We start from the raw sequence: 24,624 nt of genomic DNA on the forward strand, positions 1-24,624 counted from the left end.
GTCGGATTTTCTCGCCGCCAGGGTGCGGTCGTCGTTGCCGCAGACCGCGCGGGCCAACGCCTCCACCCGCCGGGAGATCGCAATGGCCTTCTCTGCAGTGCTGGTGGTTTCGACGCGGGCCATGCCGTCCTCGAGGCGTTCGAGCCAGAACCCACGGGCATCGACCGCCGCTTTACGGCGGGCGCGGACGGCGTCCGGATCGACTCGGTAGACGCTGCGGTCGACCATGTCCCGGATCCGCGACGGCGACCACGACCCCCGCCGACGAAGAGCAGCCGCGATCTCAGCGTCGACGATCTGCTGGACCTCGCGGTCGACGAGCAGGTCGGTGCGTTCGACGATGGTCCGCACGTAGCGCGGTGCGAGCCGCCCGTCCCGGAGACACGTCGCGACCTCAGGTAGGCGGTCGCGCAGAGCGACGGCGGTGTCCACGAGTCGTTCGGCTGCGCCTTGGGACATCGCGTGGGTGACCGCGATCCGGGCTGCGCACTGCATCAGGGCGTCGAAGGTGCGGCGGTCCGAGGCTTCCTCCGGCACCACGAGTTGGCGGTGTAGCTCTCCGGCGTCGCGGTAGCGGGTCCATTCCAGGAATGCCTGCCCGGCCGCGGCGTGAACCATGTTGTCCAACAACGAGTTCACCGGCGCGGCAGCGTGATCGGTGAGCAAACCCACCAACCCCGCATCCACCCCGAACCAACCCCCGTCGACCATGAGGCAAGACTAGAACAGGGGTACGACAATGACGGTTCAGCCGATGTGGAACACGTAACCGCCGATGAGGATCGCGATACCGGCTGCGATCGCCCCGATGGCGCCGATGCCGATGAACGGTGCGGCGATCAGTTGCGCGATGCTTCCCATGCCGAACTCCTTTCGATGACCCGGCACTCCGCCAGGTCGGTACGTGACAGTACCATTTCTCTTACCGCTGCAAAAGAGTGTCCGACACCCACCGCGTGAGCGACCCTCTCGCGCAGGACCACCCCGAGCTGCGACAGTGGAGACACGACGACAGGAGATCGACATGGACGACGCACTTTCGACCACCGAAACGGCGACCACGACGACCACGACGACCACCGATGATCCCCGGGCGGTGGTCACCCGGTTTTTGTTCGCGCTGCGGGACGAGGACTTCCCCACCGCCGCAGCGCTTCTCGACGACGACCTGGTCTACCAGAACGTGGGCCTGCTGACCATCCGCGGTGCTCGCAAGACGCTGAACCTGTTCCGACGGATGGAGGGCCGCGTGCCGTTCGATGTCATCGTGCATCGATCGACCGTCGATGGATCGACGGTGATGAACGAGCGCACCGATGCGTTGACGTTCGGCCCGGTGCGACTGCAGTTCTGGGTCTGTGGGGTCTTCGAGGTGCGCAACGGACGAATCACCTTGTGGCGCGACTACTTCGACAATCTCGACATCGCGAAGGCGGTGGTGCGTGGACTGCTCGGCGCCGCCGTGCCCGCACTCGGTCGGCCCTACCAGGGGACCCGCGGTCGCTGAGCCACACGCGGTCACGGATACGAAGAAGGCCCTCGGAGCGAACTCCGAGGGCCTTCTCACCTAGTAGCGGGGACAGGATTTGAACCTGCGACCTCTGGGTTATGAGCCCAGCGAGCTACCGAGCTGCTCCACCCCGCGTCGGGTGAACACAACGTTACACAGCGGCTCGCGCAGACTGCAAATCGCGCCCTGACCTGCGACGTCAGCCGTCGTGGGCGTCCCACCACGCGAACACGCGCGTGCCGATGAGCGTCAGCCACGGGGATGGCTCGCCGGCCACGCGCGCACTGTCACCGGTCTGCATCTCGTAGGAGAGCAGGCCGCGCAGCGAATTGAGCGTGGAATGGAACGACGAGCGCCGAGAGCCCTCGACCCGACCCACTCGCAATTCCATCCCCCGTCGGCGTGCGTCATCGCGTTGATGCACGCGTCGACCTCACCAGCCCGGTGGGAAAGGTCCCCGTACTCCCGGCGCACGTGCGCGGAGAGGAACAGCGACACCGGTTCCCGGCCGCCGTGTGAACAACGGCAACCGGGACAGCGGTCACTTCGGGAGTGCCTCGTACCTCTCGGTCGCGGCACGCAGGCGGTCGAGCGCAGCACCGTACTGGGTGAAGTTGCCCGAACTCTGCGCCTGCTGCAGGGCGTCGATGGCGCCGTTCAGCTCGGCGACCGCGGCGTCACGGTCGGCGTTCGAGCCACCGCTGGGTGCGGCGCTCGACGACGGCGGTGTCGAACTCGGAGCGGTCGTGGGCACCTGGGCCTGACCGTTCTGACCCGTCTGGCCGTTCTGGCCCGTCTGGCCGTTCTGCTCGCCGGTGTCCTGACCGTCGGGAACCGAGCTCGGATCGGTCGCATTCGCGCGGCTGATGCCGGCCTGAGCGAGCGCCTCGCCGATCGTCGGCGCATAACCGATGGTGATCGGCTGGTTGCTCGACGCGCGGTAGCGGACGATCACGCGGTACAGACGGGGGAACGTCGCGTCGTTCTTCGCCTGCGCGTAGAGCGGCACCACGTTCAGGATCCCGTTCTGCCCCACCGGGAGTGTGAGCAGGTTGCCGAACCGGACGTTGGCGGAGCTCTGCAGGTTGCGCAGGTCCTCGTTGACCTGACCGAACGTCGACATCGCCGAGAACGCCTGCTTCGGGCCCTCACGCTGCGGGTTGAGCGGCACCTCGCGCACCGTCATCTGCCCGTAGCTGTCCGGGTTCGACGACACCGTCATGTACGACGCCAGGAAGTCTCGGTTGAGGGCGTTGAGCACGCTCGTCAACTGGAAGGTCGCGTTACCCGTGCGGGGATCGGCGGCCACGAAGTAGTACGGCGGCTGATCGAGCCCCTGGGTGACGGCGTTCGGGTCGGTCGGATCGGTCGGGACCGACCAGAAGGCATTGCCCTGGAAGAACGTCTGCGGATCCTTCACGTGGTACTTCTCGAGCAGGGTCCGCTGGATCTTGAACAGGTCCTCCGGGTAACGCACGTGCTCGACGAGGCTGGTGTTCTTGTCGAAATCCGAGCGCGGCTTGACCGAACCGGGGAACACCTTCATCCAGGTCTTGAGGACCGGGTCCTTGTCGTCGAACTGGTACAGCGTCACCTTGCCGGTGTAGGCGTCGACGGTGGCCTTCACCGAGTTGCGGACGTAGGCGATCTGCTTGTTGATCTGCGTGCGCCCCGTCTGACCCTGGTTCAGTTCCTGGGCGTCGGTGGTGGCGTCCTGCAGCGACGTCTTCTGCGCGTACGGGTAGTTGTCGAGTGTGGTGTACCCGTCGACGATCCACTGGATCGACCCGTCGCTCATCACGGCCGGGTAGGTCTTCGAATCGACCGTGAGCCACGGCGCCGCCTTCTTCACGCGGTCGCGGGGGTCACGGTTGTAGATGATCTTCGAGTTCTTGTTGATCGCACCCGAGAGCAGGATGTTCCGCTCGGTGTACTTGATGGAGTACGCGAGGCGGTTGAAGATGTTGCCCAGCGAGACGCCGGCGTCACCGGTGTAGGTGTAGCGCGGCGAGTTGGCGGTGTCGTACTCGACGCCCTGGCCGCCGTCGGCACCGACGATCGCGTAGTCGGGGTTGACCTTGGAGATCAACTCGCCGAAGTAGATTCGCGGCTGCGTGACCTTGATCGGCGCGTTGGCCTTGTAGTCGTCGCTGTTGATGTTCTCGAGGTCGCTGACGTCGAACTCCGGCTGTCCGCCGTTGTTGACGTCGGTGCCCGACGACGCCGCCTGCGCGGTCCGGTTCGCCGGCGAGGCGACGAAACCGTTGCCGTGGGTGTAGACGGTGTGCTTGTTGATCCAGTTCTGCTGGTTCTCGGCGAACCGGCTCGGATCGAGCTCACGCACCGCCACGATGTAGTCGCGCAGTTCGTTGTTCACCCGGTACCGGTCGATCGCCAGCTGCGACGGGAACCCGTAGAAGTTCGCGCCCTGCTGCAGCTGCGTGAACGCCTCGGAGATCACGTTCGGGTCGAGCAGTCGGATGTTCGACAGCGTCGCACGGTCGTTGTCGACGGCCTGCTGCACCGCGGGCTGCTGGGTCCAGTCGGTCTGATACTTGACGTTGTCGTCGCCGATCTTGTACGCCGCCTCGGTGGCGGCGATGTTGCGACCGATGAACTCCGATTCCTTCTGCGCGGCGTTGGGCTTGACGGAGAACTGCTCCATCACCAATGGCCACCCGACACCGATCACCAACGCCGACAACAGCATCAACGCGGTCGCGAGAGCGGGCACGCGGAGATCGCGGAGCACGATGCCACCGAAGAACGCCGCGGCACAGATGACCGCGATGGCCAGCAGGATGAGCTTCGAGGGCAACACCGCGTTGATGTCGGTGTAGCTCGCACCGGTGAAGATCTCCTGTTTCCGGGTGCTCGAAAGCAGCGTGTACCGGTCGAACCAGTACGCGACAGCCTTCAGCAGCAGGAAGAGTCCGGCGATGACGGCCAACTGGATACGGGCCGCCTTGGTGAGCGTGCCGTTGCGTCCGTTGAGCGCGATGCCGCCGAAGATGTAGTGCGTCACCAGACTCGCGATGAACGCCACGACCAGCAGCACGAACAGGAAGTTCAGCACGAAACGGAAGAACGGCAGATCGAAGGCGTAGAAGCTGACGTCGTAGTCGAACTGCGGATCCTTCACGCCGAACGACTCGCCGTGCAGGAACGTCTGGACCGTCGCCCACGACCCCTGCGCCACCAGCCCCGACAGCAGACCGATGATGAGCGCGGGCACGATCGCGAACCAGCGGATACGGGTCATGACCACCGCGCGGTAGCGCGCGATCGGGTCACCCGGACCGCTCGTGGGCACGAAGACCGGACGCGACCGGTAGGCCAACGCCAGGCCGGTGAACACGATCGCCGCGGCGACGAGTCCGACGATGAAGAACAGCGCCACCCGCGTCCAGATGATGGTGGAGAAGACGTTGCTGTAGCCGAGATCGTCGAACCAGAGCAGATCGGTGTAGAGCCCGACGAGACGCGGCCCCACCAGGAGGATGACGAGGAGGGCGACGGCGACCCCGATCAGTACCTTGCTCCGTCTCGACAGTGTCGGCATTCCTGCCGGACCCCGTACGTTCACGCTTCACACTCCCACTCATGGTCCCGCGCCGGACGGCCACGGAGCTGCTTTGCCAACACTTTACTGACGGCCACGTCGGCGAGGACGCCTCGCGCTCGCGACCGCCGGTGACCGACCCGCCGCGTTCGCGGTGACAGGATGGGCCGGTGACCGACCACAGTCTGCCGCCGCTGTCATCTGACGCCCTCGGTGTCGCCGTCCGCGAGGTCGTCGAGTTCGTCGACGCCAACGGATGGGGACAGCCTCCCCTGCTGTTCGCGCTCGTGCCCACCGCACTGGTGATGCAGGCACAGCCCGACCTCGTCGACACTCTCGACGAGACCGAGTTGACGCTCGTCGAGCAGGACCCGCTGCCGATCTCCGAGGACAGCGGCATGACCGAGCTCGAACACGTCCTCGGTACCACCAGCTGGCCCGGCACCGTCGCGGGATGCGTGCTGGTGCAGGAGATCATCGTGTTGCCGCCCGAGGCCGAGACCGACCTCGACGAGGCGCTGGTGCCGCTGCTCGCCGATCGTGACGCCGCCGACGAGGCCGCTCGGCAGACCGCGCTCGAGCACCCCGAGGCCAACGAGGCACGCCTGGTCGCCGCCGTGCTGCGCGGCGGACAGAACCTCTGCCTTCTGCAGTTGCGGCCGCCGCTCGGCGAGGAGGACGCCCCGGTGGAACTGCTCGCGCACCCCGAACTCGCCCCGAACCTGATCGCCGCGCTCACCACCACGCTGGAGAACGACCCCGAGGACTTCTGAGTCCCCGACGCGACCGGAGCTCAGCACCGGGTGACGTCCTTACCGTCGCGGATGGCGGCGAGTTCGCCAATCGCGTCGGACAGGGTGTCGACCCGCACCAGACGCAGTCCGTCGGGGATGTCCGATCGCGCCTCGGCGCAGTTGCCGGCGGGCACGAGGAAGTCGGTGGCACCTGCCTCACGCGCTGCGAGCGTCTTGTGGGTGATGCCGCCGATCTCACCGACCTCGCCGTCGTCGCTGATGGTGCCGGTGCCGGCGATGAACTTCCCGCCGGTCAGGTTCGTGGTGCCGAGTTTGTCGATGACGGCGAGGGTGAGCATCAACCCGGCCGAGGGGCCGCCGATGTCGCCCACGTTGAAGTCGATCCGCAGCGAGGGATCGGCGTTCACGACCTCGGGGGTCACGCCGAGGTAGCCCTTGGCCTTGTCGTCGGGTCGCGAGCCGATGGTGACGCGGCGTTGCTCGACCGGCGCGGGGGTTCCGGCGGGCACGCTCGCGGCGGAGTTCGGCACACCGAGGGTCACCACGGCGCCAGGCTTCAGTTTCGACACGGCATCACGCAGTTCGTCCGACGTCGACACCGCCGCGCCGTTCACGCTCACCACCCGGTCGCCCGTCTTCAGGCTCGCCGCCGCGGGGCCCTTCGGGTCGACGGTCACGGTGAGTGCCGTCGGCCGCTTGAGGTAGCGCAGCGCGGCGATGGTGGCCGAGTCCTCCGACCCGCCCATCTGTTGCTGGTCCTGGCGGCGGGTCTCCTCGGTGCTCTGCCCCGGGGGGAACACCTCTTCCCGCGGCTGCAGCGAGTCGCGACCCGAGAACCACATGCCGATGGCCTGGAACAGAGTGAGCTGATCGGTCACCGACACGGTCGTGAGGTTCAGGTGGCCGTCGGTGTCGCGCACCGGGGCGCCCGAGATCTTCACCACGGGGGTCTGGCCGACGGCGCCGAGCGTGTTCACGGTCGGGCCCGGACCGAGGCTCACGTAGGGCACCCGCACGAATGCGCCGACGACGACCAACACCACCAGCAGCACCAGGGTGACGGCCAGCGTCACCATTCGCCGATTCGCCGGGACAACTCTCACGTCGACCACAGTAGAGGTTGCGCGCGACCCGCCCGTCAGCGTCGAGGTCCGAGGGTGACCACGCGCCCCGGGTGCGCCAGCGACGGCGCCGTGACCCGGTTGCCCTTCGCCGAGCGGATCAGCTGCCCCTCGAAGGCGGTGAGGCAGGCCGCGGCGGGCGACTGATATGCCGACGCGAGCGCTGGGGCGACCGCGGCGGCCCAACGCCCCTCGGCGGCGATGAACTGTTCGCGGTAGGGACCGTAGAACGGCAGGATCGCCTGCAGCACAACTGTTCCGGCGCCGGCGATCTGGTTCAGGATCGGGGTGAGCCACGGGAGGTTCTGGTGGATCACCGGTTCAAGTTCGGCGAGGAACGGTCCGGCGAGCTGCATGAGCGGCTGGATCGCGGGTCCGAGGGCGAAGACCTCGGACGCGAACGGCCCGAACATCGGTGAGAGTTCGACGATCGACGACAGTCCGCCGGTCTTGTCGGGTTTCGGCAATCCGATCGGGCATACGGCCTGGTCCGCGATCGGCGCGACCGACAGTCCGGAACCGCCCGCACCGAGCTGCGTCGACGATTCCGGGACCCCACCGCCGGGGGCGATGGGAGTGGACGCGGTCGTGCCGGTACCGGGTGCGATCGCGGTGGCACCGGGCAGTGTCGGCCCACCGCCGCCGGGGGTGATGGCCACCGCTGCGGCCGGGGCGTTCGCGGAGGGCGCGGCCGGTGCGGGCTGCGGCGATGTCGGCGTCGCGGCCCCCGGGGCAGCACCGGCAGGCGGTGACGCGGGCGCCACCACTGCCGCCTGCTGCGCGGCGGCCGGCGTCGTGACCACCACCTGCCGCCCGGCATCGGCGTACCAGGTGGCCGAGGCCAGTACGGCGAGGACCGTGATCCCCGACAGGGCGCGCACCACCGTCGGCGCCGACGGGCGGCGGCGGGTCGCGAGCTGAGCCGGGATCTCCTCGGTGATCGGATCGTCCTGGTGCACTGGAGACTCTCTCTCGGAGGGGTGGTCGGCGGCATCCACCTGATCGGCGGAGCTCACGCGGACGGCGGTGCGGTCGACGGGGCTGCTGCCTGGGGTTCGTAGACACCCTCGAGGTGCCACACGCCGGTGAAGCCGTTGAACGGACCGCCGACGATGAGGCTGGTCCACTCCAATCGGTATGCGCGGGTGTCGCTGTCGTAGGTACCGGTGGCCGGGGGGCCGTCGCCTGCCGACACCGCACTCTGCCCGAACCATTTCTGCGACACCCAGTCCCAGGCGCGCGTGGCCTGCGCGACGCCGGGCACGGCCGGGCCGGCTTTCGCCGGGGCCTTCGGGGCGCCCTGGTTGAACTCCTGGTTGTTCCACGATGCCGACCACGCGGTGAGGTTCGCGGTGAGCTTCCCGCCCTCGTTGCGCACCGACGGCGCCACGACCGCGTTGCGGGTCTGGGGATCGATCGGGTTCGTCGATGCGCCGAACTCCACGCCGAAGAACTTGGTGGGCGCCATGATCGACCCGGCCAGGGCGTTTCCGTCCCGGAAGGCGGGTGTCGGTTCGGACTGGTAGCCGCCGACCCGCAGACCGCCCTCGCTCCCCGGGGACAGCAGGGTGACCGTGCCACCCTTCGCCGGCGAGTCCCCGTTGGGCATGAACGGTCCCTTCTCGGGCGTACCCCCGGGCTGCACCATCGAGAACCACGATCCGGTGACCGTGTCGCCGGACACCGCACCGGGCGTCAGCCGCAGCAGTCCCACGAGGTCACCGGATTGCGCCGCCACACCGGGATTCGATCCACATCCGGCGAGCAGGCCGGCGCCGAGCGCGAGCGCCATCACGAACGCCGGCACCGATCGCCGTCGATGGTGCGTCCGAGCCGAACGCGGTCGCACCCGGGCGGGAAGGGAGATGGTCATCGTGCTCCTGTCGTGCGTCGTGCGGTGCGGCCCATTGCGCCCGCAGCACCGAGAAGGGCGGCGAGCACGCCTGATCCGATGAGGAACCAGGGCAGCAGGGCGAAGGCGCCCACACCGAGGGCGTCGGTGCGGTGGTCGAGCCGGGTGACGCCGGCGTAGTTCTCGACGTTGTCGTTCAGGGTCCCGATCAGACCTGCGAAATCCGACGACATCCGTTGCCACGAGGCACTGAGATCGTCGACGCCGGCGAGGTCGGCGCGCGACGAGACGGGGGTGTCGACCGCGGCGCGATAGCTGCTGTCGATCTGTCCGACCGCCCCGACGAGGACGACGAAGTAGCCCTGGACGTCGCGGACCTTCTCGGCGGTGACAACACCGTCGAAGCGGTCGAGCAACGGACTCGCGGCCCGCGAGTGCGACACCATCGACGTGGCCACCGGGTAGGCGACGAGGCCGACGGCGACCGCGAGGACGAGAGCGGCCGCGCCGATCCGCCCGGGCACGGTGTGCCTACGACGCAGTCCCCACACCCCGGCCCCGATCAGCAGCAGTCCCGCGCCGACCGGCACGAACGGGATGACATCCAACGGACGCATCGCCGCCAGTTCCTCGAAATCGCCACGTGCGGAATCGATCCGATCGAGCAGTCCGGTCATGTCGGCGTCGATGTCGCCGTACCGCGTCTGGAACCCGGCGATCTGCGGGAACCGTCGGGCGTCGATCCGGTTGACCGCGTCGAGACGCACCGTGGCCGCGCGTACGGCGGCGAGTCGGTCGAGGTCGGCGCGGAAGCCGTCGAGGCGGTCGGTGGTCATGTAGGGCTCGAACGCGCCGATCATGGCCTGCCCCTGGGCTGCCGGGTAGAACATGCCCCCCGCGAGCGGCGCGACGGTCAGCACGGCGCCGAGCAGCAGCACGAGAACACACGGCCACCGGCGCAACTGTTCCACCGCGTCGCCGGGCACCGGCGTCGGCACCGACTCCGCGTCACTGCGCCTCTCCCCCGGATACGACGGCAGGACGGCGTCGCGCCGTTCGGTCACGTTCACCGCGGGTGTGCGGTCATCGCGCACTGCGCCGACGGAACAGGCGGTCGGCGTTGGTGAGCAGCGCGGTCGCGATAGCGGTCACCACCACCAACAGCGGCAACAGCCATCGGGGGCTCGACGAGTCCGACACCTCGATCGTCTTCGCGGCCAGCGCGGGGTCACCGCTCACTGCAGCGGGCGCGGCGGCCGGAGTGGCCCCGCCCGACGCCGGTGCGGGCGTCCCCGGTGCCGGGGCAGCGGCTGCCGGCGTCGGCGCCGGGGCACCGGGAGCAGGGGCGGCGGAGGCAGGTGCCGGCGCGGCCGCCGCCGGCGCGCCGCCGAGGCCTGAGCCCCGATAGGTGCCCGCGAGGTGCCACAAGCCGGTGAAGTTGTTGAAGGGGCCTCCGACGATCTGGCTCGTCCACTCGATGACGAACGCACCCGTGGTGCGGTCGATGGTGCCGCGGACCGCGGAGGTCTTGCCCGGTAGTCCGCCACCCGGCTTCGGCGCGCCCTGGTTGAACACCTGCTTGTTCCATGTGACGCCGAAGCTGCTCAGGTCACCGGTGAGGCTGGTGCCGTCGGCGCGCAGCTGCGGGAGCGCGGCGGCCGAGCCGGTCTGCGGATCGGTCGGGTTGGTGGCTGTCGCGAACCCCACGCCGTAGAACTTCACCGGCCGTGTGACGCGGCCCGACACGGCGTTGCCACTGCCGTCGAACGCCTGCGCGGGCTGAGCCTGGTAGGTGCCCGAGGTGAGACCGCCGTCGGTGCCCGCGGCGAGCGGGGTCACCGTCTTGTCGGAGCATCCCGAGTCGCTGTTGGACAGGAACGGACCGTTGGTCGACCCGGCGGGCAAGATCATGCGGAAGAAGGAGCCGGTCACCGACCCGCCCGAGCACACGCCGCCGTCGAGGGCGAACAAGCCGTCGAGAGCGACCGGCTGCGCCGATGCCGCGGGGGCGAACAGCCCAGCTGATGCCGCGACGATCGCCGTCGCGGCAGCGAGCGCCGTCAGGCGTCCTATCCGCCGGCGACGGGAGAGGTCGAAAAGGGTCTTCACGTGTGGTTCTCCGCTTATCGAGGCCGTCGGTCATCGACGGCTGGGTGCACTGCGCGATGAACCTACGGACGCGTGCAGCCGGGCAGAACAGTTACGGTCAGTCCGCGCTGAAGGTGACCGGCGGCCCGCGGGCGTCATCTCCGCTGACAGCGAAACCCCCGATTGCGGCCTGCTCGTGACCTCGGTCGCGGCGTTCTCGCCGGTACCGTGGACGCCATGAATGACCTGCCCTTCGGTTTCAGATCGTCCAGCGACGACGGCGACGACGACGCCGCGCGCAAACGCGGCGACTCGTCGTCGGGCGGCGCATCGGGATCGGACCCCTTCGGCTTCGGCGGCGCCGGTGGCGGTGCCGGCGGTTTCGACCCGAATGCGCTGGGGCAGATGCTGTCCCAGCTGGGATCGATGATCAGCGGCATGGGCGCCGGACCGGGCCCGGGTGGCAGCGGCCCGGTCAACTACCAGGTGGCGACCAGCCTCGCCCGTCAGCAGATCGGCGACTTCACCCCCATCGACGCGGGGCAGGAGTCCGCGGTCACCGACGCCATCCGCCTCGTGGAGGTCTGGCTCGACGGCGCGACCACACTCCCGGCCGGTGTCTCGACCTCGCTCGCCTGGACGCCCGTGCAGTGGCTCGAAGAGACCCTTCCCACATGGAAGGTGCTGTGTGATCCGGTCGCGACCCAGATCGCGGGCACGCTGAGCGCGGGGCTCCCGGCCGAGGCCCAGCAGTTCGCCGGTCCCATGATGGGGATGCTGAACCAGATGGGCGGCATGGCGTTCGGCACGCAGCTCGGCCAGGGGCTCGGACAGCTCGCCAAAGAGGTGCTGACCTCGTCGGATGTCGGCCTGCCACTCGCGCCGACGGGCACCGCGGTACTGCTGCCCGAGGCGATCGCCTCCTTCGCCGACGGGCTCGAGCAGCCCGCGCAGGAGATCATCGTCTTCTTCGCCGCCCGCGAGGCCGCACACGTCCGCCTGTTCGCGCACGTGCCGTGGTTGCGCCAGCGCCTGCTCGCGACCGTCGAGGAGTACGCCCGCGGGATCACCGTCGACTTCTCCGGCATCCAGGAGGCCGCGAACGGCATCGACCCCACCGAGCTGCTCTCGAACCCCTCGAAGATCGAGGAGCTGATGGCCTCGGGGACATCGTTCGAGCCGACCACGACACCGGAACAGAAGGCGGCTCTCGCGCGGCTCGAGACGATGCTCGCGCTCATCGAGGGCTGGGTCGAGCATGTCGTCGCCCACGCGCTCGCCGACCGCATCCCGGCCGCGGGAGCACTCGCGGAGACCGTGCGTCGGCGCCGTGCCAGCGGCGGACCCGCCGAGCAGACCTTCGCGACGCTGGTCGGCCTCGAGTTGCGCCCGCGCAAACTCCGCGAGGCGGCCGAGCTGTGGGAGAAGCTGCTCACCAGCAGCGACATCGCCACCCGCGACGGGATCTGGGCCCACCCCGACCTGATGCCCGACGGCGACGACATCGACTCCCCCGCCGGGTTCATCGACCGGGTCATCGGCGGCGACGTCAGCTCGTTCGACGACCCCATGGCCGAACTCGAGAAGACGATGGCGCAGGAAGCTGCCGCCCGTGAGGCGAAGGCCCCGGACGCGACGAGCGGTGACGCACGGGGCGGGAATTCGGAGGACGGTGCCGAGAAGGGCACCGACGCCAGGGATCCCGACACCGACGGCGACGATTCGACCGGCTCGGGCAACACCGGCCGGTAGTCCCTCCACACCAGCGGTCGGCGACGCCGGCCTGTGGATAACCTGTCGTCGTCGCGGCCTCCGGTCGTGCCGCGATGACATCGTCTGCCCATGGCACGACACGACACCCTCACCGCACTGCGGACGGGGACCCCGGTGGTCCACCGCGGCAACGGTTGCATCCAGGTCGGCTGTGACCCCGAGCGTGGTCTGGTGATCCAGCTGCCCATCGCCCTGCGCGCCGACGACGTCGTCGCGTTCCTGCGGTTCCTGGCCACCGCGCGCACACCCACCGAGATCCGACGGACCGCCCGACGGTGGCGTCTCGACGAGCAGGTCGTCACCGATCTGCTCGATCGGCTCCGCGACGCCGGGATGGTCGCCGAACCCGACGCCACCGAGCACGCCCGGTCGCTCCGGGTGCGGTTGCACGGCCGCGGCCCGCTCACCACACGCCTGGCGACACTGCTGCGGGAGGCATCCATCCCGGTGACGGTGTCCGCGCAGCGGCCGCGCACGGCCCAGGGCGAGGCCGACGCGCCGTTGGCGTCGTGGGACGAGGGGCTCGTGGTGCTCACAGACTCGCTGTCGCACGACCCGGCCATCGTCGGCGGCCTGATGTCGCGCGGCATCGCCCACATGCCCGTCCGTCTGCGCGACGGCAGCGGGGTGATCGGTCCGCTCGTCCTCCCCGGCCGCACCAGCTGCCTGCGCTGCGCCGATCATCATCGGGCCGACCGAGATCCGGGATGGCCGCTCGTCGCGGGTCAGATGATCGGCCAGGTGGGGCACGCGAGTGCGGCGACGATCGCAGCGACGGCCGCGTTGGCGATGGAACAGATCGAACAGGTCGGGCACGGTCTGCGGCGGACACCGCGCACACCGGACGGGCCCCGCGCCGAGTCCTCGGCGCCGCAGATCATCGACCACACCCTCGAATACCTGCCGCAGCCTGCGCGGTTGCGTGTTCGGCGCTGGGAGCCGCACCCGCTGTGCAGTTGCTTGTTCGGCCGGTGAACTATCCTGGAGGCCAGTCGGAAGGGATAGGTGCATGGCTGACATCACCGAGGGACGCGGGCGGCGTAACGCCAAACTCGCGACGCTCCCGTTGGGCATGGCGGGTCGGGCCGCGGCCGGATTCGGCAAGCGCCTCGCCGGCGGCGACAAGGACGAGATCAACCAGGAATTCATGGAGAAGGCCGCCGAACAATTGTTCACGGTCCTCGGTGAACTCAAGGGCGGCGCCATGAAAGTGGGCCAGGCCCTGTCGGTCATGGAGGCCGCGGTCCCCGACGAGTACGGCGAGCCGTTCCGTGAGGCGTTGACCAAGCTGCAGGCCGAGGCACCGCCGATGCCCGTCAAGAAGGTGCATCAGGTCCTCGACGCCCAACTCGGGACCGCATGGCGAAAGCGGTTCACCGAGTTCTCCGACACCCCGGCTGCCTCGGCGAGCATCGGGCAGGTCCATCGCGGCGTCTGGTCCGACGGCCGCGAGGTGGCGGTGAAGATCCAGTACCCGGGAGCCGACCACGCACTGAAGGCCGACCTGAAGACGTTGTCGCGCATGGCGAGTCTGATGCAGCGGATGACACCGGGCACCGATGTTCGCGCACTGGTCGACGAGTTGATCGCGCGCACCGAGGACGAACTGGACTACCAGGGCGAGGCGAAGAACCAGCGAGCGTTCGCCGCCGAGTTCGACGGTGATCCCGACTTCGTGATCCCGAAGATCGTCGCGAGCGCCCCGAAGGTCGTCGTCAGCGAGTGGATCACGGGAACACCTCTGGCACAGATCATCTCCTCGGGGACCAAACAGCAACGCGACGAGGTCGCGGCCAAGCTCGCCGAGTTCGAGATCTCCTCGCCGGCGCGCGTGGGGCTGCTGCACGGCGATCCGCATCCCGGCAACTTCCAGATCCTCGACGACGGACGTCTGGCGGTCTTCGATTTCGGTGCGGTGGGCCACTATCCGAACGGGTTGCCGGCGGACACGGGGAAGATCCTGAGGTTGGCGCGCGATCAGGAGTTCGACGGTCTGGTGCAGGCGATGATCGACGCGAAGTTCATCCTCGGCAGCAACCGCGACAAGGTGACGCCGCAGGACATCGAGCGTTATCTGAAGGCGTATGTCGATCCGCTGATGGCGGATTCGTTCCACTTCACGCGAAAGTGGTTGCAGCGCGCGGTCGGCAAGGCGACCGACCTGCGCGGCGATGTGTACAAGACCTCGCGGCATCTGAACGTGCCGCCGGAGTACGTGATGGTGTTCCGTGTGCTCGGTGGCTGTGTCGGCATCGCCGCGCAGCTCGACGCCGAGGCGCCCTATCGCCGGATCATGGAGAAGTGGGTGCCCGGCCTGTCGGCCTGAGACAGTTGCGGCCTGTCGGCCTGACACCCACTTCTCTGTGATCTCTTCGTGCCCCTCGGGGCCGTTGTCACGCGGCGACCGGGTGCTTGCGCGGCCGCCCACGCGGGCGCTTGCGGGCGATGACGACTCCCTCGGAGAAGATCTCGCCGCCCCACACGCCCCACGGCTCGCCTCGGTCGAGTGCGGAATCGAGGCACTCGCGCCGCAGCGGGCAGTCGCTGCACAGGGCCTTCGCCTGCTCGAGATCGCTCGGGCTCTCGGCGAACCAGAGATCGGGGTCGGCCACCCGGCAGGGCAGACGGCTCTCGGTGGCGATCGCGGCGCGGGCCACGGCGAGATCGCCTGTCGGATAGTCGCTCATCGGATATGTACTGGTCGGATCGGTCGACGTGGTTGTCGGCGCGGTCATCGGTGTTTCCTCCACTGTGTGTGACGTAGTCGTTCGGTGGGTTGTGGTTGCCAACCCGGGCGTCACTTGTGGGGTGTTCTCACCAATTCACAAGAAAGGCCACGGGGTTCGCATCTGCGATTCGCCGTGGCCTCGTGTTCTCGATCGAGCTGTGCTCAGCTCGTGAGAGGTGGTCGAGGTACGGGAATCACCGGGCGCTCGGCTCGCGCGTCATGGGTTGCTCCCAGGGCGAAGCACGGTGCGCCGGCTGCGGCATATGCCGCCGCGCGAGGCGCGGACACCCAGGAGGGGACGTGACGATGACGCATGCCTGCGTTCGAGGCAGGTGCCGACGCGTTCGATGCCGCGATGGTGACGATTGCGTTGTTCACTGATCCACTCCCTTCTGTGCGTTCGCTTCTACGCTCGACATCGACGATGCGATCTCTCCCGTACTGATGTGAGAAAGACTAGAAGATCGTTCGCCGATCGCACAACCTTTTTTTGACCTGCGGTTATGGGGGTCAGCCGGTGGCGGCGACAAGACCGAGCAACATCTCGCCGTACTGATCGAGTTTCTTCGCGCCGATCCCCGGGATCGCGACGAGGGCCGCCACGTCGGAGGGGCGTTGTTCGGCGATGGCGATCAGGGTGTTGTCGGAGAACACCACGAATGCGGGCACCTTCTGCTCTTTGGCCTGCTCGCTGCGCCATTCCTTCAGCGCGATGAACAGGTCCTCGTCGAGGTTGCTCGGGCAGCTCTCGCACCGCCCGAGCAGTGACGCGGTCTTTCCGAGCAGCTGTTTGCCACACACCCGGCACTGCGGACGCTTGCGCTGGCGCACGGGTTCGGCGATGCGCGAGGCCGGCGAGTCGTCGGGGACGAGGTCGACGAGGAACCGGGAGCGGCGCCGGCTCTTGCGCCCTCCCTCGGCGCGCGACAGCGCCCACGAGATGTGCAGATGCTCACGCGCACGGGTGATCCCGACGTAGAACAGTCGCCGTTCCTCCTCGACGTCCTCGTCGGCACCGTTGATGGCCTGGTTGATCGGCAGCGACCCGTCGGTGACGTTGACGAGGAAGACCGCGTCCCACTCGAGGCCCTTGGCGGCGTGCAACGACGACAGCGTGACGCCCTGGACGGTCGGTGGCTGACGGGCCTGCGAGCGGGCGGCGAGTTCGGTGGCCAGGCCGGCGAGGTCGATGTCGGGAACGTCGGTACGGAGATCCTCGGCGAGGGTGACCAACGCGCGCAACGATTCCCACCGCTGGCGCGCCTGGGTGCCCGTCGGTTCCTCATCTGTGAGACCCAACGGCACGAGCACCGCGCGGACCAGTGTGACCAGGTCCGCGTCGGGGGGCAGGTCACTGCGGGCGGCGGCGGTGGCGATCGCCCGCATCGCCTGCCGGATCTCGGCGCGCTGGAAGAACGCCTCCCCGCCGCGGACCTGGTAGGCGATCCCGGCCGCCGTCAGCGCGTCCTCGTGGGCCTGCGACTGTGCGTTCACCCGGTAGAGGATCGCGATCTCGGCGGCCGGAACCCCCTGCGCCAGAAGCTTCTTGATCCGTGCCGTGACGCCGACGGCCTCGGCCGGTTCGTCGTCGTACTCGGCGAACTCCGGTTCGGGCCCCGGCGGACGCTGACCGACCAGAGCCAGCCGGGTGCCCGCCACCCGACCACGCGCCGCGCCGATCGCGCGGTTGGCAAGACCGACCACCTGCGGGGTGGAGCGGTAATCGCGCTCGAGCCGCACCATCTCGGCGTCGGGGAACCTGCGGGTGAAATCGAGGAGGTACTTCGGGCTGGCCCCGGTGAAGGTGTAGATGGTCTGGTTCGCGTCACCGACGACGGTGAGATCGTCGCGCGCGCCGAGCCACGCGTCGAGCAGACCCTGCTGCGCGGGGGTGACGTCCTGGTACTCGTCGACCACGAAACAGCGGTAGCGGTCGCGGAACTCCTCGGCCACGCCGTTGTTGTCGCGCAGGATCGCAGTGGTCATCAACAGCAGGTCGTCGAAGTCGAGGAGACGGTCGCCGTCGTGGGAGATCTTCGCCTGCTCATAGGCCTCGTAGACCGCGGCCACCTTCTCCGGCGCCTGCGGGGTCTCGCGGCGGCGGGCGGTGACCGTCGAGGCGTACTCCTCGTACCCGATGAGCGAGGCCTTGGCCCACTCGATCTCCGATGAGAGGTCGCGCAGTGTCTCGGTGGAGGTGTCGAGGCCCGCGCGACGGGCGGCGCGCGAGACCACGGGGAACTTGTTGTCGAGCAGTTCCCAGCGGGTGTCGCCGATGGCCTGCGGCCAGAAGTAGCGCAATTGGCGCATCGCCGCGGCGTGGAAGGTCATCGCCTGGACGGTGTTGCCCGGCTCGCTCAGGCCCAGCGACCGCAGCCGACCGCGCATCTCCCCCGCGGCGCGTGCGGTGAACGTGACAGCGAGCACCTGACCACCGCGGACGTGCCCCTCGGACACGAGGTGGGCGATGCGCCGGGTGATGGTGCGCGTCTTACCCGTCCCGGCGCCGGCCAGCACGCAGACCGGTCCGCGCGGTGCGAGGACTGCGGCCTGTTGTTCGGGGTCGAGGCCGTCGAGCGTGCTCATGTCACCCAGTATCGCAACGGGGTGCGACAGCCGGCAGCGGGCACCGCGTGAGCAGGCGGCGGCCCACCTGGGAACAAGCACACCGCCCCGAGACGTTGGACCGGCCATGAGCAGCGAGAACTCCGCCCTGACCATGTACACCACCTCGTGGTGCGGCTTCTGCGCCCGGCTGAAGACCGGTCTGCGCAGCGAGGGCATCGAGTGGACCGAGATCGACATCGAGGCCGATCCCTCGGCCGCCGAGTTCGTCGGCAGCGTCAACAACGGCAATCACGTGGTGCCCACGGTGAAGTTCGCCGACGGCTCCACCGCCACCAACCCCTCGGTGCGCGACGTGAAGGCCAAGCTCGGCGTCTGAGCCGAGACTTGCCGGCCGTTCGGCCGGCCTCGTCAACACCCGAGCGCGGTCGCGAGTTCGCCGATGTCGCCGACATGGTGGTCGTCGAGCGGGTTGAGCGTCACCGACTTCGTCTCCGGCCCCCATTCGCGGGGCCGTTCGACATACGCGGTTCGGAGGCCGAGCGCGCGCGCCGCGTCCAGGTCGTCGGCGTGCGTGGCCACCATCATCACCTCACCCGGCTGGACCTGAAGAAGTCCGGCGAGGCCCAGGTACACCTCGGGCGCGGGTTTGTAGTGGCGCCACAGATCGGCTCCGCCGATCACATCCCACGGGAACCCGTTGCGTTTCGCCATCTCCGACAGCAGCGCGACATTGCCGTTGCTGAGCGCGCACACGGTGAACCGGCTGGTGAGTCGGCGGAGGCCGTCGACGGCGTCGGGCCAACCGGGCAGTGTGTGCCAGGCATGGACCGCCGCGTCGATCGCGGCATTGGTCGGTGTGCCCTCGACGTGGTCGACGAGCAGCGACACGAGCGTCTCGCGGTGGATGTCGTCGAGGAGTGTCCACGGCCGCACGCCGGATTCGACCTCGGCCAGCGCCGGGGCGTAGGTGCGGCGCCACGCGCGGGCCAGAGCCGAGGCGTCGACGCCCGGGAACTGCTCGGCGAGCACTGCGCTCACCCCCGTGTGCCAGTCGGTGACGGTGCCGAACGTGTCGAAGGCGAGCACCTTCGGTGGCGGTTGCGTTGTCGGCCTCACGATCCCCGGCGTCCTGTGACCTCGATTCCGTGCCTCGTCAGTCCTTGTCGTGCGCCCAGGCGGTGACGAGTTGCCGGGCGATCGAGATCGATCCCGGTAGACGCAGTCGTGGCGCGTCGGGACCTTCGGCGTCGCCCTGCCCGGGGTCCCCCTGACCTCGGAGCCACTCGTCGCCACTGTCGAGTGCCGCCAGCACCTCGTCGCGGGCGAACCAGATGGCCTCGGTGATCTCGCCGTCGAGGAAGTTCAGCGGCTGGTCGCGGTCGGCGCGGGCCTCGAAGCCCAGCATGAGCGACCGCGGGAACGGCCAGGGCTGACTGCCGAGGTAGCGCGGCTCGAAGACGTCGAGACCGGTCTCCTCGTGCAGCTCGCGGACCACGCATTGCTCGAGGGACTCGCCCGGCTCGACGAACCCGGCGAAGGTGGAGAACCACCGCTCGGGCCACCCCGACTGCCGACCCAGCAGCACGTGGTCGGCGCCGTCGTGGACGACGGTGATGATGGCGGCGTCGGTGCGCGGGAACTCCTCGCGGCCCGTGACCACGTTGCGTCGCGTCCAGCCGGCCTTGATCGGCTCGGTGGGATTGCCGTCGACCGGCGAGAACGCCGCGGCGTCATGCCAGTTGAGCATTCCCAGAGCGGTGCTGACCAGACCCGCCTCGTCACCGCTGAGTCGTCCCGCGCTCCGCCGCGCATCAGCCGTGCGTCCCTCTATCGCGGGGACCCGGATCGCCCAGAGGTACACGCCGTCGTCGATGCCCAACAGGACCGCGTCCGAGGGGATCTCGGCGGCGACATCGGGTGCCGGTCGCCATCGGAGGCCGTCCTCCCCCACGCCGTAGCGGCCTTCGGGGTCGATCTCGAGGACCTTCGCCTGGGGCCACGCCCCGGCCAACAGCTCGGTGTCGTGCCGGATCTCGTCGGCCCTGTCGATGGTCGATCGGGATAGCAGAGGGGACTCGACGAACTCGAATGTGGCCACGGGCGAGAGCTTAGTGATCGGCGCTCGCGGTGGCGTCGGCGGCCGAGCGCGGGCGGGCGTATCGATCCACGTACGGCACACCGGCCTGCGTCGCGATGGTCTGCATGAGCTCGTCGGTTCGCGCACGCAAGTCGTCGCCCGGGGCGATCCGGATCGCGGGCAGCGCACTGATCGTCACGCGTCGTCGTCGCCACCGCCTGCCGACGGTGCCGGTGATGGCCACGGGCACGATCGGTGCCCCGGTACGGGCGGCGACGCGCACGGCCCCGGTACGGCCCCGATGCACCCGCCCGTCGGGCGAGCGGGTTCCCTCGGGGTGGATGGCCCAGGCCCCGCCGGTCGCGAGCACCTCTTCCGCCGCCTCGAGAGCCGGCGCCGAGCCCGCGCCGCCGGAGCGGTCGACGCGGATCTGTCCGATCGCGAGGAAGAACCGACGGCGTAGCGCGCCGCGCACGCCCGGGTGATCGAAGTAGTCGCTCTTGGCCAGGAAGGACACCGGTCGGCGGGCGGCGAGGGCGAGGTGGAAGGAGTCGCAGACGGCGAGGTGGTTGGCCGCGAGGATCACCGCACCCGCACCGGGTAGGTGTTCGCGACCGATCACCCGAGGCCGGTGCCACACCCGCAGTGCGGGTCCGATCAGTACGTGTCGACACCACCACTGGGCAAGGTGCATAGACAGTGTCTACCAGCAGGGGTGGACACTGTCTACGTGGAGTCGACACGGGACCGCCTGGTGCGGGTGGGCGTGGAACTGATGGAGGAGAGCGGCTCGGTCGACATCGGCCTCCGCGAGATCGCTCGCCGGGCCGGGGTCTCGCACGGGGCTCCACGGCGGTGGTTCCCGACCCATCGCGCCCTGCTCTCGGCGATCGCCGCCGCGGGACTCGCCGACCTCACATCGGCGGTCGAGGTGTCGGGACGTGATCTCGAGGGCCGCGCATCGGTCGCCGCCGCAGCCGAGTCCTACGTCGACTTCGCGGTGCGGCGTCCGGCGATGTTCGCGCTGATGTTCCGTCACGATCTGCTCGTCGGTGGCGGCGAGAACCTGCGAGCCACGTCGCGTCCGCTGTTCGGGTGGCTACGCCGACAACTCGACGAGCTGGGACTCGACGAGACCGAACGCCGCGCGGCCGTGCTGTGGAGCGGCGTGCACGGCGTGGCGATGGTGAACGCGACCGGCGCGATGGGCCTCGTCGCGCCGGGGGTCGATCATCGGATCGTCGTGCGCGACATCATCGACTCTGCTTGTCAGGCAGGGCCTTTGCGGACATAGAGCAGGCGGTCACCGGACTCGATGGCGTCGACCTCGCTGTCGTCGACGCGGTGCAGTCGGCCCGAGCGCACGACACCGAGGACGATGTCGACGAGATGCTGGGGCGAGGCACCGAGTTCGTCGTGCTCGACGTCGCGTTCGGCGATGGCGTACCCGGCGTCGGGGGTGAGCAGATCCTCGATGACCTCGACGACCGCAGGGGTCGAGGTGGCCAGGCCGAGGAGACGCCCGGCGGTCTCCGACGACACCACGACCGAGTTCGCCCCGGACTGGCGGATGAGGTGGGTGTTCTCCGCCTCGCGGATCGAGGCGACGATCTTGGCGCGCGGCGCCAGTTCGCGGGCGGTGAGCGTGGCGAGGACGGCGGTGTCGTCGCGGTTGGTGGCGATGACGATCGCCGAGGCGTGTTGGGCTCCGGCCAACCGCAGCACATCCGAGCGGGTGGCGTCGCCGCGCACGGTGACGAGTCCGTTGGCTGCCGCGGAGTCGAGGACGGTCTGGTTGGAGTCGACGACGACGATCTCCGACGGCTTGGTGCCGTCGCCGATCATCGCGTTCACCGCGGTCTTGCCCTTCGTGCCGTAACCGACGACGACGGTGTGGTTGCGCACCTTGCTCCTCCAACGCTGGATCTTCAGGGCCTGCCGCGAACGTTCGGTGAGCACCTCGAGGGTCGTGCCGACCAAGACGATCAGGAACATCACGCGCAGGGGGGTGATCACCAGCACGTTGATCAGTCGCGCCTCGGGGGCGAACGGCGTGATGTCGCCGTAGCCCGTCGTCGACAGCGACACCGTCGCGTAGTAGAGGCAGTCGAGGAACGACAACTCGTTGTCCTGGACGTCGCGGTAACCGTCGCGATCGAGGTAGACGATGAACACCGCCGCGAACAGCGCGCCGAGGGCGAACAGGACTCGTCGACTGATCGCCCGAACCGGGCTCTGCTGCATCTCGGGGATGCGCACCACGCCGACGAGAGCGTGATCGGGTTTACCGGTGAGGTCGTCGGACCGCAGACGGCGACGTAGTGGACCAGGCATCACCGGCGACCATATATCGCCGCGGGACCGACCGTGACCGCTCGTGGCCACATGGTCGGGCCGACGCGTCGTCGTCACCGCGGCCGGGCATTGTGCGACAGTGGTCGCCATGGCGACACTCCTGGACAGACTCCCCCACCGCCGCGACGCCGTGCGCCGCGACGCCACCGTGATGGGCAGCGCGCTGATCGGCATGGGGACCCTGCATTTCGTGGTCCCGGGCCCCTTCGACTCGATAGTCCCGCAGGAGATCCCCGGCAACCCGCGCACGCTGACCTACGCCTCGGGCGTCGCGGAGGCCGCGATCGGCGTCGGGCTGTTGATCCCCCGCACCCGCAAGCCCGCCGCGCTCGCCGCCGCGGCGCTCTACGTCGCGGTCTTCCCGGCCAACATCAACTCGGTGCGGGTCCTGTGGAAGAAGCCGCTCCTGCGGTACGGCGCTATCGCCCGACTGCCTCTGCAGGTGCCGATGATCACCCGCGCACTCAAGATCTACCGCGCGACCCCCTGAGCCGACTCGCGCCGTCCGCGCTCACACCATCGGCGGCGACAATCGCGCGAAACCCTCCTGCCGGCGGTACGGGAAGTACGGGTAGGGCGCCTCGACGGTGCTGACCTCGTCGAGCCGACGGACCTGGTCGTCGTCGAGTTCCCAGCCGACCGCGCCGAGGTTCTCGATCAGCTGCGCCTCGGTGCGGGCACCGACGATGACACTCGACACCGTCGGACGCCGCAGCAGCCAGTTCAGGGCGATCTGGGGAACGGTCCGACCCGTCTCGTCCGCGAGGTCCTGCAGTGTCGTGACGACCCGGTGCAGCACGGCGTCGTCGACCGGGGGTCCCGCGTCGGCGGTGACGTGCAGACGGCTCCCAGCCGGGATCGATTGCCCCGCAGTGATCCTGCCGGTCAGACGGCCCCACCCGAGCGGGCTCCACACGATGGCACCGACCCCCTCGGCCGCACCGAGCGGCATCAGCTCCCACTCGTAGTCCCGACCGACCAGCGAGTAGTAGACCTGGTGGGCGATGTGGCGCGTGCGGTGGTGTCGATCGGCGTGGGCGAGCGACCGCATCAACTGCCATCCCGAGAAGTTCGACACCCCGGTGTAGCGGATCTTGCCTGCGACGACCAGCGAATCGAGCGTGGCCAGCACCTCGTCGACCGGGGTGGAGTCGTCGTGGCCGTGCAACTGGAACAGATCGATGTGGTCGGTTCTCAGGCGACGCAACGCATCATCGACCACGCGCAGCAGGCGCGACCGCGATGTACCGAGGTCGCCGGGCCGCTCCGACATCGGCAGTGCAGCCTTGGTCGACAGGACGAAGTCATCGCGTCGCCCTGTCAGAGCCGCTCCGAGCACCTCCTCTGCGCGGCCATGGGAGTACACGTCGGCGGTGTCGAGCAGGGTGACCCCGGCGTCGCCACAGATGTCGAGTAGTCGCCGGGCGCCGTCGACGTCGGTCGATCCCCACGCACGAAAGAAGTCGCCGACACCCCCGAACGTGGCTGTGCCGAAACCGAGCTCGGAGACCATCAGTCCCGAGTCCCCTACACGTCGATAGTCCATGCCCATCCTTAACGGGTCGTGAGTTCCATTACTGACGCGGCCGACGCTAGCACACTTAAAGGAACTGGCATCCCGTTAAGATCACGGGGTGACCGACCCAGGAACCGTTCGTCCCGGCGGACGCACAGCGCAGGTCCGCGAGTCCGTTCTCCGGGTGGTCGGCGACATGGTGGCCGACCACGGATTCGACGCCCTCGATCTGCCCACCGTCGCCACGCGTGCCGGCGTCGGGAAGACGACCGTCTACCGACGGTGGGGATCGGCGTCGGCATTGGTGGCCGACCTGCTGCTGGAGATGGCCACGTCGTCGCGACCCCGCGCAGACACCGGTTCATTGGCAGGGGATCTGGGCGCGAATGCGCACCTGGTCGTCGACACCCTGGGGGACGCCCGGCAGGGCAGGCTGTTCCGGGCGATGATCGCCGCGGCGGCGATGGATCACACCACCGCGACGGCTCTGGCCACCTTCTACGAGACCCGGGTCGCCGAATGGGCTCCCTGTGTCGCAGACGCGATCGACCGTGGCGAGGCGCCTGCCGGGACCGACGGGCCCGAGGCCATCCGGGCACTGTCGGCACCGCTCTACTACCGGTTCCTCACCACCACCGCACCTCCCGGAGCAGACGATGCCGATCGCGCGGTCGCGGTCGTTCTGGCCGCGATCGCCGCGGGCGCGTTCGTGGCGTGAC

General features: G+C 69.0%; 24 protein-coding genes and 1 tRNA gene. 9 read left to right on the plus strand and 16 right to left on the minus strand.

The features are described 5' to 3' along the window. Positions 1 to 711 (minus strand): DUF222 domain-containing protein (locus tag ACQ7HM_RS00005; protein WP_434214229.1); only part of this gene is annotated, 711 nt, incomplete at its 3' end. A 313-nt stretch (positions 712 to 1,024) separates the two neighbouring features. Here ACQ7HM_RS00005 and ACQ7HM_RS00010 point away from each other — a divergent pair. After that, positions 1,025 to 1,507 carry a limonene-1,2-epoxide hydrolase family protein gene (locus ACQ7HM_RS00010; RefSeq protein ID WP_434214230.1) on the plus strand — a complete coding sequence of 161 codons (483 nt, stop codon included), beginning with the start codon at positions 1,025 to 1,027 and terminating at the stop codon, positions 1,505 to 1,507. Positions 1,508 to 1,571: 64 nt separating this feature from the next. On the opposite strand, the gene ACQ7HM_RS00015 is transcribed toward ACQ7HM_RS00010, so the two are convergent. From ACQ7HM_RS00015 to ACQ7HM_RS00025, 3 genes are all read right to left on the minus strand, one after another. Continuing rightward, positions 1,572 to 1,645 (minus strand) — tRNA-Met (locus ACQ7HM_RS00015). 64 nt (positions 1,646 to 1,709) lie between these two features. Further along, positions 1,710 to 1,934, minus strand: coding sequence for a hypothetical protein (locus tag ACQ7HM_RS00020; protein ID WP_434214231.1), 225 nt, complete (start codon positions 1,932 to 1,934; stop codon positions 1,710 to 1,712). Positions 1,935 to 2,051: 117 nt separating this feature from the next. Then, positions 2,052 to 5,072 (minus strand): UPF0182 family protein, encoded by a 3,021-nt coding sequence (locus ACQ7HM_RS00025; protein ID WP_434214232.1) that lies wholly within the window; start codon positions 5,070 to 5,072, stop codon positions 2,052 to 2,054. 170 nt (positions 5,073 to 5,242) lie between these two features. Here ACQ7HM_RS00025 and ACQ7HM_RS00030 point away from each other — a divergent pair, with 170 nt between their 5' ends. Then, on the plus strand, positions 5,243 to 5,845 hold the full coding sequence (locus tag ACQ7HM_RS00030; protein ID WP_434214233.1) for a PPA1309 family protein: 603 nt from the start codon (positions 5,243 to 5,245) through the stop codon (positions 5,843 to 5,845). A gap of 20 nt (positions 5,846 to 5,865) precedes the next feature. Here ACQ7HM_RS00030 and ACQ7HM_RS00035 read toward each other — a convergent pair whose 3' ends face one another. The 5 genes from ACQ7HM_RS00035 to ACQ7HM_RS00055 form a co-directional block, all read right to left on the minus strand. Next, complete coding sequence (locus ACQ7HM_RS00035; protein WP_434215577.1) at positions 5,866 to 6,903, minus strand: YlbL family protein; 1,038 nt, start codon at positions 6,901 to 6,903, stop codon at positions 5,866 to 5,868. A gap of 62 nt (positions 6,904 to 6,965) precedes the next feature. Then, positions 6,966 to 7,907 (minus strand): hypothetical protein, encoded by a 942-nt coding sequence (locus ACQ7HM_RS00040; protein ID WP_434214234.1) that lies wholly within the window; start codon positions 7,905 to 7,907, stop codon positions 6,966 to 6,968. Between the two features lie 53 nt (positions 7,908 to 7,960). Next, the gene (locus tag ACQ7HM_RS00045) at positions 7,961 to 8,821 is read right to left on the minus strand and encodes a hypothetical protein (RefSeq protein ID WP_434214235.1); all 861 of its coding nucleotides are present in this window, start codon (positions 8,819 to 8,821) and stop codon (positions 7,961 to 7,963) included. Next, positions 8,818 to 9,894: a hypothetical protein gene (locus ACQ7HM_RS00050; protein WP_434214236.1), complete on the minus strand. Its 1,077-nt coding sequence runs from the start codon at positions 9,892 to 9,894 to the stop codon at positions 8,818 to 8,820. The genes ACQ7HM_RS00045 and ACQ7HM_RS00050 overlap by 4 nt, the downstream gene beginning before the upstream one ends. Continuing rightward, positions 9,884 to 10,909 carry a hypothetical protein gene (locus ACQ7HM_RS00055; protein ID WP_434214237.1) on the minus strand — a complete coding sequence of 342 codons (1,026 nt, stop codon included), beginning with the start codon at positions 10,907 to 10,909 and terminating at the stop codon, positions 9,884 to 9,886. The genes ACQ7HM_RS00050 and ACQ7HM_RS00055 overlap by 11 nt, the downstream gene beginning before the upstream one ends. 216 nt (positions 10,910 to 11,125) lie before the next feature. Here ACQ7HM_RS00055 and ACQ7HM_RS00060 point away from each other — a divergent pair, with 216 nt between their 5' ends. The 3 genes from ACQ7HM_RS00060 (at position 11,126) to ACQ7HM_RS00070 (ending at position 14,987) form a co-directional block, all read left to right on the plus strand. Further along, positions 11,126 to 12,640 carry a zinc-dependent metalloprotease gene (locus ACQ7HM_RS00060; protein ID WP_434214238.1) on the plus strand — a complete coding sequence of 505 codons (1,515 nt, stop codon included), beginning with the start codon at positions 11,126 to 11,128 and terminating at the stop codon, positions 12,638 to 12,640. A gap of 90 nt (positions 12,641 to 12,730) precedes the next feature. Continuing rightward, on the plus strand, positions 12,731 to 13,636 hold the full coding sequence (locus tag ACQ7HM_RS00065; RefSeq protein WP_434214239.1) for a hypothetical protein: 906 nt from the start codon (positions 12,731 to 12,733) through the stop codon (positions 13,634 to 13,636). 34 nt (positions 13,637 to 13,670) lie between these two features. Beyond that, entirely contained in the window at positions 13,671 to 14,987 is a 1,317-nt protein-coding gene (locus tag ACQ7HM_RS00070; protein ID WP_434214240.1) for an ABC1 kinase family protein, read from the plus strand. Positions 14,988 to 15,054: 67 nt separating this feature from the next. On the opposite strand, the gene ACQ7HM_RS00075 is transcribed toward ACQ7HM_RS00070, so the two are convergent. Continuing rightward, positions 15,055 to 15,348, minus strand: a complete 294-nt coding sequence (locus tag ACQ7HM_RS00075; protein WP_434215578.1) for a WhiB family transcriptional regulator — start codon at positions 15,346 to 15,348, stop codon at positions 15,055 to 15,057. Positions 15,349 to 15,899: 551 nt separating this feature from the next. Then, the gene (locus ACQ7HM_RS00080; protein WP_434214241.1) at positions 15,900 to 17,975 is read right to left on the minus strand and encodes an ATP-dependent DNA helicase UvrD2; all 2,076 of its coding nucleotides are present in this window, start codon (positions 17,973 to 17,975) and stop codon (positions 15,900 to 15,902) included. 106 nt (positions 17,976 to 18,081) lie between these two features. Here ACQ7HM_RS00080 and ACQ7HM_RS00085 point away from each other — a divergent pair, with 106 nt between their 5' ends. Then, entirely contained in the window at positions 18,082 to 18,333 is a 252-nt protein-coding gene (locus ACQ7HM_RS00085) for a mycoredoxin (RefSeq protein ID WP_434214242.1), read from the plus strand. Between the two features lie 32 nt (positions 18,334 to 18,365). Here the strand turns inward: ACQ7HM_RS00085 and ACQ7HM_RS00090 are convergent, their stop codons facing one another. Genes ACQ7HM_RS00090 through ACQ7HM_RS00100 form a run of 3 tightly spaced genes read right to left on the minus strand, consistent with a single transcriptional unit; the run spans position 18,366 to position 20,728 of the window. Further along, positions 18,366 to 19,073 carry a haloacid dehalogenase type II gene (locus ACQ7HM_RS00090; RefSeq protein ID WP_434214243.1) on the minus strand — a complete coding sequence of 236 codons (708 nt, stop codon included), beginning with the start codon at positions 19,071 to 19,073 and terminating at the stop codon, positions 18,366 to 18,368. 37 nt (positions 19,074 to 19,110) lie between these two features. Continuing rightward, positions 19,111 to 20,055, minus strand: coding sequence for an NAD(+) diphosphatase (nudC, locus tag ACQ7HM_RS00095; protein WP_434214244.1), 945 nt, complete (start codon positions 20,053 to 20,055; stop codon positions 19,111 to 19,113). 10 nt (positions 20,056 to 20,065) lie between these two features. Further along, entirely contained in the window at positions 20,066 to 20,728 is a 663-nt protein-coding gene (locus ACQ7HM_RS00100) for a lysophospholipid acyltransferase family protein (RefSeq protein ID WP_434214245.1), read from the minus strand. A gap of 36 nt (positions 20,729 to 20,764) precedes the next feature. On the opposite strand from ACQ7HM_RS00100, the gene ACQ7HM_RS00105 reads away from it, so the two are divergent. Continuing rightward, the gene (locus ACQ7HM_RS00105) at positions 20,765 to 21,328 is read left to right on the plus strand and encodes a TetR/AcrR family transcriptional regulator (RefSeq protein ID WP_434214246.1); all 564 of its coding nucleotides are present in this window, start codon (positions 20,765 to 20,767) and stop codon (positions 21,326 to 21,328) included. Here ACQ7HM_RS00105 and ACQ7HM_RS00110 read toward each other — a convergent pair. Then, a complete protein-coding gene (locus tag ACQ7HM_RS00110) occupies positions 21,304 to 22,368 on the minus strand; it encodes a potassium channel family protein (protein ID WP_434214247.1) in 1,065 nt (354 codons plus the stop codon). The two genes, ACQ7HM_RS00105 and ACQ7HM_RS00110, sit on opposite strands and share 25 nt — an antisense overlap. Positions 22,369 to 22,540: 172 nt before the next feature. On the opposite strand from ACQ7HM_RS00110, the gene ACQ7HM_RS00115 reads away from it, so the two are divergent. Next, positions 22,541 to 22,879, plus strand: a complete 339-nt coding sequence (locus tag ACQ7HM_RS00115; protein WP_434215579.1) for a DoxX family protein — start codon at positions 22,541 to 22,543, stop codon at positions 22,877 to 22,879. 21 nt (positions 22,880 to 22,900) lie between these two features. On the opposite strand, the gene ACQ7HM_RS00120 is transcribed toward ACQ7HM_RS00115, so the two are convergent. Then, positions 22,901 to 23,935, minus strand: coding sequence for an aldo/keto reductase (locus tag ACQ7HM_RS00120; RefSeq protein ID WP_434214248.1), 1,035 nt, complete (start codon positions 23,933 to 23,935; stop codon positions 22,901 to 22,903). Positions 23,936 to 24,023: 88 nt separating this feature from the next. Between ACQ7HM_RS00120 and ACQ7HM_RS00125 the strand changes: the two genes are divergently transcribed. Further along, positions 24,024 to 24,623, plus strand: a complete 600-nt coding sequence (locus ACQ7HM_RS00125) for a TetR/AcrR family transcriptional regulator (protein WP_434214249.1) — start codon at positions 24,024 to 24,026, stop codon at positions 24,621 to 24,623. The last annotated feature ends 1 nt before the right edge of the window (position 24,624 follow it).

The sequence above is a fragment of the Williamsia sp. MIQD14 genome, from assembly GCF_051025635.1.
In the GTDB taxonomy this organism is placed as follows: domain Bacteria; phylum Actinomycetota; class Actinomycetes; order Mycobacteriales; family Mycobacteriaceae; genus Williamsia_A.